12 protein-coding genes are annotated in these 16,025 nt (G+C 35.4%); 10 read left to right on the top strand and 2 right to left on the bottom strand.

Translation table 11 applies throughout. The annotated features are described in order from the left end of the window. Positions 1–2 precede the first annotated feature (2 nt). From GVN22_RS07835 to GVN22_RS07800, 8 genes are all read left to right on the top strand, one after another. The gene (locus tag GVN22_RS07835; RefSeq protein ID WP_166550481.1) at positions 3–1,514 is read left to right on the top strand and encodes a TlpA disulfide reductase family protein; all 1,512 of its coding nucleotides are present in this window, start codon (positions 3–5) and stop codon (positions 1,512–1,514) included. A 278-nt stretch (positions 1,515–1,792) separates the two neighbouring features. Further along, positions 1,793–2,848 carry a glycosyltransferase family 2 protein gene (locus GVN22_RS07830; RefSeq protein ID WP_166550480.1) on the top strand — a complete coding sequence of 352 codons (1,056 nt, stop codon included), beginning with the start codon at positions 1,793–1,795 and terminating at the stop codon, positions 2,846–2,848. Positions 2,849–2,891: 43 nt separating this feature from the next. Then, on the top strand, positions 2,892–5,081 hold the full coding sequence (locus tag GVN22_RS07825) for a peptidase domain-containing ABC transporter (protein ID WP_166550479.1): 2,190 nt from the start codon (positions 2,892–2,894) through the stop codon (positions 5,079–5,081). A 35-nt stretch (positions 5,082–5,116) separates the two neighbouring features. Next, positions 5,117–6,478, top strand: a complete 1,362-nt coding sequence (locus GVN22_RS07820) for an HlyD family secretion protein (protein ID WP_166550478.1) — start codon at positions 5,117–5,119, stop codon at positions 6,476–6,478. Positions 6,479–6,572: 94 nt separating this feature from the next. Next, positions 6,573–8,051, top strand: a complete 1,479-nt coding sequence (locus tag GVN22_RS07815; protein WP_166550477.1) for a TlpA disulfide reductase family protein — start codon at positions 6,573–6,575, stop codon at positions 8,049–8,051. 205 nt (positions 8,052–8,256) lie between these two features. Beyond that, on the top strand, positions 8,257–9,717 hold the full coding sequence (locus tag GVN22_RS07810) for a TlpA disulfide reductase family protein (RefSeq protein ID WP_166550476.1): 1,461 nt from the start codon (positions 8,257–8,259) through the stop codon (positions 9,715–9,717). 26 nt (positions 9,718–9,743) lie between these two features. Further along, entirely contained in the window at positions 9,744–10,190 is a 447-nt protein-coding gene (locus GVN22_RS07805) for a hypothetical protein (protein WP_166550475.1), read from the top strand. Between the two features lie 104 nt (positions 10,191–10,294). Beyond that, on the top strand, positions 10,295–10,450 hold the full coding sequence (locus GVN22_RS07800; protein ID WP_205690814.1) for a hypothetical protein: 156 nt from the start codon (positions 10,295–10,297) through the stop codon (positions 10,448–10,450). Positions 10,451–10,716: 266 nt separating this feature from the next. On the opposite strand, the gene GVN22_RS07795 is transcribed toward GVN22_RS07800, so the two are convergent. Next, the gene (locus GVN22_RS07795; protein ID WP_166550474.1) at positions 10,717–13,512 is read right to left on the bottom strand and encodes a hypothetical protein; all 2,796 of its coding nucleotides are present in this window, start codon (positions 13,510–13,512) and stop codon (positions 10,717–10,719) included. A gap of 186 nt (positions 13,513–13,698) precedes the next feature. Beyond that, entirely contained in the window at positions 13,699–14,034 is a 336-nt protein-coding gene (locus tag GVN22_RS07790; protein ID WP_166550473.1) for a DoxX family protein, read from the bottom strand. Between the two features lie 521 nt (positions 14,035–14,555). Here GVN22_RS07790 and ubiE point away from each other — a divergent pair. Further along, positions 14,556–15,278, top strand: a complete 723-nt coding sequence (gene ubiE, locus GVN22_RS07785; protein ID WP_166550472.1) for a bifunctional demethylmenaquinone methyltransferase/2-methoxy-6-polyprenyl-1,4-benzoquinol methylase UbiE — start codon at positions 14,556–14,558, stop codon at positions 15,276–15,278. Then, positions 15,227–15,979: a porin family protein gene (locus GVN22_RS07780; protein ID WP_166550471.1), complete on the top strand. Its 753-nt coding sequence runs from the start codon at positions 15,227–15,229 to the stop codon at positions 15,977–15,979. Before ubiE ends, GVN22_RS07780 begins: the two co-directional genes overlap by 52 nt. Positions 15,980–16,025 lie beyond the last annotated feature (46 nt).

The raw sequence follows: 16,025 nt of genomic DNA, 5'->3' as shown, positions 1-16,025 counted from the left end.
AAATGCGATATAGCTTTATTGTTTCGACGCTTATCTTAATATATTTATTAAATATTGGATTACTGGGTTGCAATCACTCCGAAAAAAGTAATGAAGTGCTAATCATTTTTAAAGGCTATCCCTCAAAAGAAACCCATTTTATCTTTGGCAGCGGACAAACATATACAGACGATTCTCCCAGAGTTTCATATTATGATTCTAAGAAGTCTGTTTTTATACCTGTGAATACAGAAAAAAAGATGGATACTGTAAGAATTAAGGTGGTTGCCGATTATATTGTTGTTACTCATAGATTCAACTCCATTACTAAAAATGATTATTTACTTAGAAAAGGAGATATAGCAGTTTTTGAATATAAGGGTGATTGTCCATCACTAAAAATATTAAATCGAACTGTGCTAAAATATGATGTACAGTATGATAGTCTTATAAAAAAAAGGTTTCACCGTGAAATTATTTCACCTATTGATAAGTACTTTGAACCATTATTCGCTCTTAACATTTCAAAACTTCCCCACAAAGATTTTGTAAAAGAAGTCAGCAATGAAGTGATTAATATCAAAAAAGTAAACTTAAAACTATCTCTTGATTTAGTTACTGAAGAGAGCATTTTTTTAGATTCTCTACTTTCACAAAAATTAATATCCGAAGATGCTTTTGGGTATTATAAAAACCGAAACTTTTTTACTAAACAAAAACTCTACCTTGCAGATAAACAATTACAATTAGGTGGATTTGAGAAAATACTAACTCAGAGTAATGATAAAATCATAAAAGACCTTAATTACAAATCCTTTTTAGAAAGTGGCTTTGATACTTTTTGGTTGAGTAAAACAACTCCAAGAGACTTGAAAGATGGCGTAAACAAAGATTATAAAGAAGCCTACCAAATGATAAAAGGGATTTCTTTTTTAGGAGTGGATGATAGAAATTATTTACTTGCCCGTGAAGTAAATCGTATAGCCAATTCATTTTCCAGTAAAGATTTTTTAGCCTATTTCTCTCTTTTTGAAAAAGACGTTACAGATACAACCTATGTCAACTACATTAGAAGTAATCACACACTAAAGTTTAATGATAAAAGAAATGAGACCAATTCCTTAGTTTTGATGTCGTCAGATAAAAAACAATTAAGTTTTGATGATCTAAAAAAACGCCATGTAGGGAAATTGATTTATGTTGATTTTTGGGCAAGTTGGTGTGCTCCTTGTCGCAAAGCTTTACCTGCCTCTGTAAAAATAAAAGATAAAAACAAAGAAGTAATTTTTGCCTATTTATCCATAGACAATTCTCCCCAACCTTGGATAAAAGCAATGAATGCTGAGGGTTTAAGTAATTATGCCGAAAGCTACTTGGTCATTAATACCAAAACTTCCAATTTTCTGAAAAAGCAAAATGTAAGTGCTATTCCCAGATATATGATTTTTGATAAAAAGGGAGTTTTAGCCTTTGCCAACGCCCCAAGTGCTGAGAGTAAGGAATTGGAAGCAACGTTTGAAAAGCTATTGAAGTAATGTATATTATGTGTTCTCTTTCTGATTGTATGCTAAACTTCACAAATATAAAATATTGCTTTCTCGTCATTTTAGGTATCATTTTCTTTTCATGTAATAATGAAAAAAATAATAGTGCAGTTTCAGATTCAAAATCAACAGAGCTATCTCAAAACATCACCATTATTGTCGAAAAACCTTTGAAGATGGAAATCTTTATTGATTGATTTTCTTTGCTTAATACACTAAGTTAAAAGAGTTTTTTGATGAATTATTAAAGGACAAATAAGATAAGCTTTATGGAACTAAGGTATTTAATCAAAACATGGAGAAGGAGCATAAATCAATATATTCATGCTCAAAAACAAAAATATATATATGATAAAAGCATCAAAATTTCTTTAAACAACCTACATCGAATAGATAACCACTTTATACCTGATACCAATGACGAAATTCGTCTTTTTGCCATAATTAGAAATGAATCATTACGACTGCCACATTTCCTGAATTACTATAAAAAATTAGGAGTAGATAGGCTTTTTTTTATTGATAACAACTCTACTGACCATTCAGCCCAAATACTTTTAAAAGAGTCCAATACACATCTCTTTTATACACAAGAAACGTATGTGAATCATTGGTGCTGGATGGAGTATTTGTTAGACAAATATGGCAAAAATCATTGGTGTGTTGTTGTAGATATTGATGAGTTGTTTACATTTCCCTACTCTGAAAAGCTAACTTTAAGAGATTTAATACAATACATGAATAATGAAAATACTCTTGCTATACAGACATTTTTATTGGATATGTATTCAAATCAAAGCGTTCAGCAAACAACTTATGTGGCAGGACAGAACCCCATCGATTCAGTAGCGTATTTCGATAAGTTTTATACGAAAACCCATTTTGAGTTTTTAAATAGAAAAACATTCCATACTTTTTATTCATCAATTTTTACAGGTGGAGTAAGAGATAGAGTATTTGGAAAAACATCACCACCACACATTTTGTCCAAAATACCATTCTTTAAAAACGTCAAAGGCTCTTATCTCGTTCAAGGTATGCATGCCATTGACGGTTCTAAGTTAAGTGATATTCAGGGTGCAGTTTTACATACAAAATTTTTATACGATTTCATTGAAGAGGTTCAAGAAGAAACACAAAGAAAACAGCATTTTGGAGGAGCATTTTACTACAAAAGCTTTAAAGATAGCATAGATAAAACCACAGCTTTATCGCTCTACAATACAGATTCTATTAAATATGTTGATTCTCAACAGTTAGTAGAATTAGGTATAATGAAAACAAATGATTTTTTTAATGAGTTTGCGGATAAACATTTAATATAATTATCCAAAGACTGTCTTTAACAAAGACATAACACAAAGATTTATGCCCAACTTCCCCTTCTACCAACAACTCGACCAAATGGAGTGTGGCCCTACTTGTTTACGCATGATAGCCAAACACTATGGGCTGAGTCTAAATATTCAAAGGCTTCGAGATGCTTCGGGGTTTAGTCGGGAGGGCGTTTCATTGTTGGGTATTGCGGAGGCGGCCGAAAGCATGGGTTTTAGAACTATCGCCGTAAAAGTTCCTTTTAATAAATTAATCAAAGATGCCCCGTTTCCTTGTATTATCCACTGGCAACAAAATCACTTTGTGGTTTTGGTTGAGGTACAAAAAAACACTGTTTTGTTGGCTGATCCAGCCAAAGGTTTACGCAAAATAGCTAAAGATGATTTTTGCGAGCATTGGGCTACTACGCAAGAAGATGGTCAACCTGTTGGCGTAGCTTTGCTATTAGAACCAACCCCTGCTTTTTATGAACAAGAGGACGATAAAAAACAGGGCTTAGATTTTTCGTATCTTCTCAAATACCTTTGGTCATATAAAAAACTATTGATACAGTTAGCCATTGGTTTGTTAGTGGGCAGTGGCTTGCAATTGGTTTTTCCCTTCCTTACGCAGTCTATTGTTGATGTTGGCATTCAGACACGTAATCTAAACTTTATTTATGTCATGCTGGCGGCACAATTGATGCTTTTTGCCAGTAGAACCGTCGTAGAGTTTATCCGTTCATGGATATTACTGCATATCAGTATCCGTATCAATCTCTCAATCCTTTCCGATTTTCTGATAAAACTGATGAAGTTGCCCATGTCATTTTTTGATACAAAAATGTTTGGCGACATTATGCAACGCATTGGCGACCATAGCCGTATTGAGCAGTTTATGACGGGGCAAACGCTCAATACGCTTTTCTCCATGGTCAACCTGCTGATTTTTGGCTGTGTGTTGGCATTATATAGTTTGCCTATCTTTTCCATTTTTATGATTGGGTCTGTTCTCTACGCATTTTGGGTCATACTTTTTTTAAAAGAAAGACGCAAATTAGATTTCAAAATGTTTGATGTGGCTGCCAAAAATCAAGGCTCATTGGTACAATTGATTCAGGGAATGCAAGAAATAAAATTAGCCAATGCCGAACACCTCAAACGCTGGGAATGGGAGCGTATTCAAACCAGAATGTTTCAATTTCAAACAAAAGGATTGGCTTTAAACCAGTACCAACAAGCAGGAGCGTTTTTCTTGAATGAAGGGAAAAATATCTTAATCACTTTTTTCTCTGCCAAAGCCGTGGTTGATGGTCAACTAACTTTAGGAACAATGCTGGCAGTCCAATACATTATTGGGCAACTGAATGCCCCGATTGAAGCACTGATCCAATTTGTACAAGCTGCCCAAAGTGCTAAAATTAGCTTAGAACGATTGAATGAAATCCATGAATTGGAAGATGAAGAGAAAAAAGAACAAATTACGTACAACCCTAATGGTAAACATCATGTGGGCATTTCCATCAAAAATTTAAGCTTTACCTATCCAGGAGCGGGTAATGATCCTGTTTTAAAAAATATCAATCTAGATATTCCAGAGGGAAAAGTAACTGCAATTGTAGGAACAAGTGGAAGTGGGAAAACCACATTACTGAAACTATTATTGAAGTTTTATGACATAAAAGGCGAAATCAAAATAGGAAATGTACCTTTTGATAGCTTTAGGGCACGAGATTGGCGAGGTAGGTGTGGTATCGTAATGCAAGATGGTTTTATTTTTTCTGATACTATTGCTCGGAATATCGCTTTGGGCGACGAACAACCCAACCTTGAAAAACTATACCATGCTTGTGAAGTGGCGAATATTTTGCCCTTTATCGAAAGCTTACCTTTGGGCTTTAATACCAAAATTGGTTCGGAAGGCAATGGCATAAGTCAAGGACAAAAACAACGCTTGTTGATTGCCAGAGCTGTCTATAAAAACCCCGAGTACTTGTTTTTTGATGAAGCAACTAACGCTTTAGATGCCAATAACGAGAAAACCATTCTAGAAAACTTAAATTCATTTTTCAAAGGAAAAACTGTTATTGTGGTAGCGCATAGACTCAGCACTGTCAAAAATGCTAATCAAATTATCGTTTTACACAATGGAGAGATTACCGAGATTGGCACTCACGAAAGTCTAACATCCAAACGTGGTGAGTATTTTAATCTTGTCAAAAATCAATTAGAATTAGGCAACTAATTCATTTTAATGCACTTATCATAAAATTTTGATATATGGAAAGCATCATCCAAACACCCAAGCCACCTATAAATGGTTCAGTAGTTTCTCCAAAGCCCACCCTAAGACCTCCTCTTGAACTTCGCTCAGACGAGGTTAACGATATATTATCAAATCGTCCAGCTTTTATTATCCGTTTTGGTCTATCTATTATTGCTTTAATAGGAATGTTAAGTATTATAATTTCATGGTATATCAAATATCCCGAGGTGATTAAGGGTAATGCCATAATTACAACTGAGATAGAACCCTTGAAGGTTATATCAAAGTCTTCGGGTAGATTACAAAAAATATTAGTCAAGCCAGAGCAGTGGATAAATCAAGGAGACTATATTGCAGAAATAGAAAATACCACACGTTTAGAAAATATTCCTATATTACAAACTTTGGCTCATCAAGCACAACGATATTTAACGAATAATAACGATAAAGTTATTTTTCCATTACACACCATCACATTCGGAGATCTACAGTCGGAATACAACCTATTACTTAAAAACTATGAAGAATCAGAAAGACTTATCAATGATGCCATTTATCTTCAAAGAAAAAAAATACTCACACAACAGATTATTGACTACAAAAAGTTGGTAGAAATAAACCAAAAACAAGTAGAAATAAATAAAGAGGAGTTTAGAAATGTGGAAACCAAATATCTGGCCGACAAAAAGATGTACAATGAGAAAGTCTACGGTAAACTTGAATTTCTAGGTTTTGAGAACGCTTTTTTACAAAAGAAAAAGGAAAATGAAAACTATGCAAAGGTATTAGTAGAAAATAGCTTGACTCTTTCCGAAAAAGAAAAACAATTATACGAGCTAGATTTTGAATACATCCAAAAGACCAGAACTTTTCGAGATAATATTGCGCAGTCTATTCAAAACATTGATAATCTTATAGCAAACTGGAAACAAAATTATATCATTACGGCTCCTTCAAGTGGTTACCTTGCTTTTTTAAGGAATTTAACAGAAAATCAAGTGATTCACGCAAATGATACTTTAATGTCGGTATTACCCCAAAAGCAACATTATATTGGGTATGCAAATGTTTCCTCACAAAACTTTGGAAAAGTAAAAGTTGGACAAAAAGTAATCATCAAACTTTCAAACTATGCACCAGAGGAGTATGGAAGTATTGATGGAACTATTCAAGATATTTCATCAAGTACTTCAAACAACCAATACCGTATAAAAATACAATTGCCGCATCAGCTAAAAACAACCTTCAATAAAAGTATAAGCTTCCGACCAGAAATGATGGCTAGTGCTGAAATTGTAACAGAAGATTTAAGATTATTAGAACGTCTATTTTATAGTTTTAGAAAGATAATAATACAGTTAAGCATAAATATATAATATAGTATTAAACACAAATCAATTAGCATGTATATTATATCTTTCCTATTACTACACTCAAAATTCCCAAAACTCATGTAAACTTCTAAATTCCATGAACAAGATTTACACCACCACCCTCTGTTTTATCACAATCATTTGTTTATTAGGCTCATGTAAACAAACAGAAAAATCTGATAATACAGGTGGGTCATACGCTACTCTATATGGTACCATCAATGTCTCTCCTGAGTTAGAATCAATTGATAATATTCCCTTGTATCAGTTCAACTATGCGCTTCAAGATAGAGCCCCAATAGCTCGTATAGCATTAGATAAACCACAAAAGGAGTATCAAATCAAACTAAAAATCGATAAGCCAGCACTCTTTCAATTGGCACATCAAGGAATTTTTGTTAGTCCTCACGATTCTGTCCATCTAAATATTTCCATCAAAAAAGACGCTCATTCTGATTTACCCAAGACAATCTTCCAAGTATTGTCTTCTCAAAACAAGGGTAATTATCTCTATTATCAACAGTTTTCTGACCCAGAAACTTCAAGTTTACTGAATATCAACATTGAAGATTATCTTCAGAATTTTAGTCAGTATAAGGCAAGATTAAAAGAGGAATATGATTTTCGCAGAAACCAGTTTAATAACTTTAGTCTTCAATATCCTGTTAGTAATGAGTTCAAATCATGGGTACTAAATGACTTAAAGTTTCAATATTTCGACGGTTTAATTAGCACACTATACTACACTAATCATACGACACTAGACGCAGATTTTTTTAAAGAAATTAAGACCTCTTTTCAGCAAAATGATAGTCTTCTTCACATGGTTTCGTATGGAAGTTTTTGCCTAAACTATATTTGGCAATACAAGAATCAAATCAAAAATGGTAATGACTATTGGAATAACCTGTCGAGTTTAAATCGCCTCACACATTCTATCAATACAAATTTTAAGGGGACTACAAGAGACTATCTGTTATATACACTGTTGAGAGATATTGCTGAAAACAAAAATCAGCGCTATGACTTTTCCATTCAACAGTTTTTTCATAACACAAAAAATCAGATAAAAGATAGCCTCTTTATCAAGGTTGTTAACCACTTAAACTTCACAGAATCAAATCTTTCTATCCCAGAAGATGTGCAAAAGCTATCACTAGAAAATAGTATTGGTGAGCGAAGTGAACTAAATGATATTTTGAAAAAACATAAAGGAAAAATCATTTTTGTTGATTTCTGGGCTTCGTGGTGCAGTCCATGTATAGCTGAATTTGGAAGCTTAAAAAAAATCATACGTTCATACAAAAATGAGATGGTCTTCATTAATATTTCCATTGACTCAGAACAATCAAAATGGCAAAAGAGTGCTCAAAAGAATCTACCCGAAGGAGTTGAATCATATAGGATTCTAGGAACCAAAGCCAATGATGACATATTAAGTTCATTCTGGGGTTTGTCCACTATTCCTCGCTATATCATTATTAACCAGCAAGGGAATATAGCTTATTTCAATGCTCCACGTCCTTCCGAATCCAAACTTCAAGAAATCATTAAGCAATTGACAAAGACCAATTAGCTCGATTGATTTAGCATACTTTCATGTATAAATATCTTTTCCTTAAATAGAAATTTTAGCTTTAGCCGTGTATCAAAAAGTACTTGTACTTTTTGATACACGGCTAGGAAATGAAAATATATTTTCTAAAATTTGTTATAACTAAGGATTTAGTAGTTTTTTTCTAAATCAAACTTTTACTCCTATTTCTAAACCTCATAAAATCATGTACATAACCTATTGCCTTCTCTCTTTTTTCTGGATATGCTTTCTATTTAAAAGTCATAGCGCTATTCTATATGCTGAAAATATTCGTACAACTGATTCCACGTTATTAGACATTCGAGCTTCAAAAGAGAAGCCGTTCAAATTCTACTATAACGATATATTTGGTGAACGTCCTGTTTTATACGAAATACAGAAAGATACCCTGTTAAAGCTACACTTCGACTACCCTATTTTGGTGATTGTAACTGATAGTACTCCCACTCGAAAAACACTTTACAGTAAGTTTCATGGGAGATTTACGGTAAATAACTTCTTAGTCCAGCCCAACGAATCAATCCTAGTCGAAAAAGATAAGGAAAACATCACTCATTTTAGTACCAAGGATAAAGTGCGTACAAATGAACTCAGCTTTTTTGTCGCAATGGAAAAGGAGCTGGGCTTATTTGAAGGCTTCGGAGCCGATTTAATGCCTGTCCAATTCACTGCCATTGATGAAATTACATTTGCTAGAGAGAAATTCGAGAGTCGTATGCATTTTTTGAGTAAGTACCAGCAAATTCATGAATTAAGTCCCTCTTTCATTTCACAATTACACGCACTTTTTCTATTCAGAAAACTCTCAAGCTTGATGTCTGGCTATTATTCTGTTTATAGAGGAACATTTAAAAAGAGTCATGAGCTGATTGAGCAGGAAATAAGCACCACTGTAAAATTAGATGAAGCTCTTTTCTATTCAAGCGAGCAAAGAAGTTACGTTCAACAATTTCTATACAGTTGGGCACTTAAGAGAAAACAGCCAACCGACGCAGCTACCTTGATAAGCATTGCAAGTGAAACATTTAAAGGAAATATCCGTGAAATGGCAATGTATGACTTAATCCGTGCTGCGGTGGTATTAGGACAAGAAAATACAAACACGACACTAGAAGCATACCTACAATATGCTTCGGATAGCTTTTTAAAAGAATACGTCATCAAGAGTTTTCAACCACAAATACTGGCTAAACGATTAGGCCCCAATAATGACATTTTAGATAGCGAACTTATTTCAAATAAAGATTTGGAGGCACATACATGGAGAGAGCTATTGAGTACAGACGAGAATAAACTTATTTATGTAGATTTTTGGGCTTCTTGGTGTGCTCCCTGCCGTGCAGAAATGCCTGCTTCAAAGCAACTGAGAGAAGCATATTCTACTAAAGGAATCAAGTTTGTTTATGTTTCAATTGATGATAATATAAGTGCTTGGCAAAAAGCTATTACTGAATTAGGCTTAGATTCGTCGACTCACTATCTAATGCCCGAAGGGAAAAAGTCTGCATTTGCTGACAAGTTTAAGGTAAGTTCCATTCCTCGTTATATGCTCGTAGGACGCGATGGCACAATGATCAGCGACAATGCACCCAGACCGACCAATCAACATATACGAAGTTTTTTGGACGAGTTTTTGAAGAAATAAGATACATATACACAAACCCTACAACTATGAAACTCATTCTCATCAATCTCTCTCTTATATGTATGATGGCATGTACAAGTCTTGCACAAAAGCAAGATACAATCAGGGTATTTGATATTGAACCTTTTATGAGTTCTTACCAAGAAATTAGCCCTGATACGATGGTATATATGGCAACACAACACCCTGCAACGTTCCTCGAAGGAAATATGGCGCTGAATCGTTTTGTAAAACAATATCTACAAAAGCACATTAAAAGCTCCGTACAAGATAAGGTCATGGTTTTGTGTTCTATCATTATCGAAAAAAATGGTTGCATCTCTTCTGTTCATATTCTACCTACCAACAATACCGATAAAGGTTTAGAAAGTCATGTAAAAGAAGCGTTATTTGCCTCCGCACCATGGATTCCTGCTTTACAAGACGGTAAACGCTTGAGATATAAAACCTACTTTTCTATTCAGTTTCCTTAGGTCGGCTTTTAAGGTTTTTCAGAAATACTGCTTGCTCAACCCATTTTCACTTAGGTATAAAGGCTTTAAAAGCCGAAGATCTTTCTCTATCTGCTAATTATCTTTTGTCCAAAGATTTCGGTTCGGAGCTTGCCAAAAAATATAAGATTAAATCCATTCCTCGCTATATGATTGTTGATAAAAATGGCAAATTTATCAATACTGACGCCCCTCGCCCATCAGACCCTAAACTTAAGGAGTTGTTAAAAGAGCTTTTGTAAGGGGGACACTTGAGAAAGTGAGCAACATTAGATTTGAGTTTTTTTAGGCATAAGGCAACAGGCACAAGGCAAAGAGTCCTAAAATATTTTTAAAAATCAAAGACATACTTTTTTTCAAAGCCCAAAGCTGAAAGCCGATACCTCAAAATGTTTCCCTCTTAGCGGGCAACTTAAGTCGCCCGCTAAGAGAAATGACATATCGCTAGACGCAAAGTATTGCGTCTCTACTTGTAAATAATAACTACTCATTCAAAAACATTTACACCTTATCTCATCCTTTTTTCAAAAAGATGAAAAACTGGTATATCTACGCTTAAAGTCATACCATAACGCAACATACTCACTTCTGATACCGTATTAGTCAATCCTCCTGACGAAGTGGCAACATTGACCTCTCTCAATTGTGGCGTGATTTGCGCTCCTACTTTTAGGGCAATAGGCGCATTTTTAACGCCCCAAACCAAATAACAACCTGGTGAAAAGATTTGAGAAAACTTAATTTTCGGAAAACCATTAATCTCGTCTCCTTGTGACCAACGATAGCTGAATGCCGCCCCAATATCTACAATTGGCACAAACAAACTCAATGAATGTCCTCCACGACTATCTCCTTCGTAACCGCCCAATACCTTACGTTTTTTGCCCCAACTAAATGCCACACCAATCGGTGCAGTAATACCTGTAACGAAGGCACTTTGCGATACGCCTCTACTTGAAGCAATGGGTTGCTCAACGCCCGCATACAACCCTGGGTAAGCATTGATATCGAGACTAAAAGCATTTTTGCGCTTAAGACTATAGGAGCCAACAGGAGCTGCATATTTATCAATAATCTCCTGCAAATCCGTGGTCGAATCAGAGGTAATTACATCGGTCATAAAATTGGCATAAAACGTAATTTGGTCAAATTTTGCTTTAAGACGTTCCTTCTGTTTTTCCTGAACCTTGGTATTATTTTGAGCCATCAATTCATCGATATTTTTTACTTCCGATAAGCTTTTCTGAATACTTTCAAAAGTCCTTTTCTGACTTGTCAAATCTTCTACTTGCTTTTGTAGCAACTCCAGCTGTATTTTGGTTTCTTGTAATTTTTTGATGGTCAAAATTCTCAAAGAATCTTTGTCCATGTTGTCTTTTAGTTGCTTCAAAAGCTGATTCGCTTCTTTCTCTTTTGTTGCTATCAAACCTTTATTGGCTAGCAAATCCTTTTCTACCTGAGCAATATGTGTTTTTTGTAAAATTGCCAAACCATTATTCAAAAGTCCTAAGCGTATATCTTTGGGACTAACCTCTGCCCAAATAGGCTTCATCGCTGCAATAGTATGCAGTAAGCCTGAACCGTAACTTTTGGTATAAAATGCCTTAATAGCTTCGATGGCATCGGTGGCGATGGGTTTCCATTTTTGATTATAAGCACTTTTGTAAAAACTCGTATCGGGCTCACCACTTTTGAGCAAATATTTGATTTGAAAACCTACATTTACCATATCAAAAATCGATTGGGTATAATGTAAAAAGGGCTTTACATCTCGCAAAGGCAGATTATCGGAGGTAGAATTATAGATAATTTGCTTTTGAATATCATCTAGCATGAGTAAAAACTGGCTAACCGTCTGATTAAAATATTCTAAACGATTATTGGACTCGCCTAGCCAATTTCCAAGACTCTGCCCGTCCGCACCTACTTTCAAATTATTGAAAAGCAAGGTGTCTTTTTGGTACAACAAGCCCAAGAAATAGCGACCAACCAAAGGGTCAGAAAACTGCTTCAATGCCTCCGAAGGACGAATCCACATTTTATTGGCAGGGTCGTTAGTCAAATCAATAAGGTTGTCTGACAACAAAGCTAACAAACGTATCGTGCGACTCACCTCCGAAGTTCGAATGTCGGCATCGGTCGCATAACGTGTTTTCAGAAAATCTAAAAGTGTAGCAGGATTAGTACCTTTTTCCAATAAATCAAAAGAATGATAGGTCATCAAAAAGATTTTGAAGCTATCTTCCTTCAACATTTCTGGATGATATTGCTGAATATAGCTTTCAAAATTTTGAGGAATTTTGGTTACATCAGTATGAAAAGCCGCCAACCACGTATTTCCTAATGAGGGCAATCGGTAAATATTTTCATCATTCTGCAACATCAAGTAAGTAGCAGGAAAAAAAGCCCGAAGCTCTGGAATTGTATCAAGTCGATTTCGGAGTTTATCAAAAAAGGCCAATGTCAATTCCTGTTTAGTACGTTTGACCAACCATCTGGCAGTGGCGTCCACCATGCGAGTGGTCATGTCCAAAGATAGTCCTGAGCCCGAGGATGAAACATTTTGTAATTGAGGTTTTCGTGTATTATTAAGCGCATCAGTCGTAACAAATGATTGTGTTTCGAGAATTTCTTTTTCCTTTTTCTTGATAAGATTTTTGTTAATGACCGAATCCATAATCGCTATACGAGCACCTGCCATTTCACTCAAAGTAGAATCCAAATCAGAGGCTATTTCACCTACTTTGAATTGAGTTATCTGAATCGACTCCTGATACTTTTGGCGAATAGAATCAGGCATCGGTTCAAACTTTACATACAAATTACGGCTCGAAATAGGCAAACGTTCAGCCCCTACAAAACTAGTCGTTTTATATACCACATTGACTTTGTAGCGTGTATTGAGCGAATCTATACGCAGTTTGAGTTTGCTCATGAGGGTATCTATCGCCTTAGCCGTTACACGAGCCTTGTCATTAATCACCGACTGGGCTCCGTCAAACTCATGAAAAAGTTTAAAGGCATTTGGGAGCTGATTAATCGTATTCAACTCATTATTGACTTTAGAGAAAGGCTTTTTGACAAAACTTTTAATCGCCTCATAATCTTTGGCATTCATGACTCTTTTCGTATCCAAATAGCCAAAGAAAGTCCGTTTGGCGCCACCACGGCTTGAGTTTGGATAAATTTTCTCCAAAGAATCCTTGTACACCCGCAGCGTGAGCGCATCATAATAGGCATTTTGAGAAAATGAAGAAAAGCCTAAAAACAGGCATAATCCTACTAGTAGTAAACGTGTTTTCATAGATTATTTTATGAGTTAGAAAGAGTGGCAGGTGGTCAGCCGTTGGCAGTCGGCTATCGGCGGTCGGCTATTGGAAATATATCCTTTCGATAGCCGATAGTCACTAACTACCGAAAGCCGAAGACCAATAGCCACAAACCGCCGACAGCTGTAAGCTGAAAGCCGAAAGCCGAAAGCCGAAAGCCATCACACATAGCTATATGCCCATGCCATGAGAGCAAATTGGAGTGGCAAACGAGCATACAAAATCCATTTAGGAAATTGTTTGAATTTATCGGAAGTAGCCATATAAATGTTGGCAGGAAATACGGCAACAAAAAGTGCAATAAGCCCCCAAGCAGCCCATGAGCGAGTATTTTCGAGTAATAGCCCTGCGCCAAAAATAATTTCAGCAAAACCACTTAGTGCCACCATCAGTTGATGAGCAGGAATATACGGTGGCATTATTGCTAGAAAAAACTTAGGTTTGACAAAGTGAAAAATGCCAGCCAATACCATCAGTAAACTCAATAAGTACATCATAGCTATGGATTTGAAAGGTTAGGAATATGTTTGATTTGAGATTTTTGATTGCTGATTTGGGATTATGATAAATTTTTTAAGAAGCTGTTTAAACTTTCTTAAAATTGCTTTCGTAAGCAATGAATTTATACTGTTTGAGCGAAGCGAGGTGGTACGCCACTCCGATTATAATTCTTGATTTTTTTGCGGCCGCCGCTGCGGTTACTTTTTGTATCAAGGCGGGAACACCTAGTTAAAAAGTAAGACGAAGAATTAATCAATAAAATATGTTTTTCGAAAAGTTTAAACAGCTTCGATATTTACGAATCTGAAATCCAAAATCTAAAATCCGAAATCCTTATGATAGTTCTACACTCCAGTTACACTAAGGTAGGGATAATTTATGTATCCTAAAACATTCTTATTTTACAGGCTGTTATCTCAGATAGGAAGTGTAACTTTGTGGTCTGTTTTGGATTCTATAAATTACAGAAGCGCAGTTAGACTTTCAAGGCATTTTTTTCATCAAAATATTTTGTACAATGACAGTACTTCCATACAAAGAGCAAGAGGCTAGCAAAAAAGAGCAAGTAGCTCAAATGTTTAATAATATTTCACATAAGTACGACTTTTTGAATCACCTTTTGAGTGGTGGTATTGATATTTTATGGCGTAAAAAAGCCATCAAATTATTGAAAGCTGCTCAACCAAAAACAATTTTGGATATTGCTACAGGAACGGGTGATTTTGCTATTGAAGCTTTAGCTTTAAAGCCTGAAAAAATTGTCGGCGTGGATATTTCGGAAGGAATGTTGAATGTGGGTAAAGAGAAAATCAAGAAATTGGGCGTTGATAATATCATCGACATGCAATTGGGCGATTCTGAAAGATTACTTTTCGAAGACAATACTTTTGATGCTGTCATCGTTAGTTTTGGCGTAAGAAACTTCGAAAATTTGGAGAAAGGACTCACAGACATGTGCCGTGTGTTAAAACCAGGAGGTACATGTATCGTTTTGGAATTTTCAAAACCGAAGTCATTCCCTTTCAAACAGATATATAATTTCTATTTCAAATACATTTTGCCTACTATTGGTAATATGGTTTCAAAAGATTCATCGGCTTATACATATCTTCCAGAGTCTGTACAAGCATTTCCTGATGGTGAAGACTTTTTGAAAGTATATCACAAAGCAGGTTTTACTCAGACGCAATGCTTACCACTTACGTTCGGAATAAGTACGATTTACATTGGCAAAAAATAATTTTTGCGATTGTTACAGGCATATTGGTGCTAGGGTTTTCTCCAAAATCTCAGGCGCAACGCTACAAATACAAAAGAATCTATGACGAGTTTTATGATGAAAAACTTGTACATTTTGGTTTTCTTTTTGGTTTTGGTGACGCTCGATTCAACTTGTATCATGGTCCTCAAGTAGCAGCGCCTTCCGATACATCAAGGTCGATCGTTTCGCCAGGCAATTTTGCCTTCCTCGTTGGAGGTATTGCTAACTTTACGCTAAGTAAGCATTTTGACCTTAAAACGGGTATTAATATTGCGCTCTATGGTCGTGAAATTGATTACCGTTTCAACAATTCTCCCAATTACCCACCCGAATTGCGAGAATCAACATGGCTTGAAATACCTGTATTATTAAAACTAAAATCTCAAAGAAGGGGTAATTCGAGGATGTTTGTCGATGCAGGATTTAAGATAGGCCTTGAGGCAAATGTTCGTAAAAATGCAGCGACAACCACTCGATTAAATACCAAAACGGGAGATTTTTCGATTGAATATGGCATTGGATTTGAACAATTTTTCAAATACTTCAAATTCACCCCAGAACTACGATTCTCACATGGATTAGCCAATATGTATGTGGCGCCAACTAATCCACTTTCATATTCTAATGCCATACAAAGACTTAATTCTCATTCAGTTACACTGTATTTGATGTTTGAGTAAGCGTTATTTGTTAATAGTTATTCGTTATTGGATAATTCATTAAAAA

This window comes from Cellulophaga sp. BC115SP (assembly GCF_009905545.1).
Taxonomy (GTDB): Bacteria; Bacteroidota; Bacteroidia; order Cytophagales; family Spirosomataceae; genus Flectobacillus; species Flectobacillus rivi.
The sequence above is the reverse complement of the archived record's forward strand: the minus strand, read 5'-3'. Positions and strand labels throughout refer to the sequence as shown.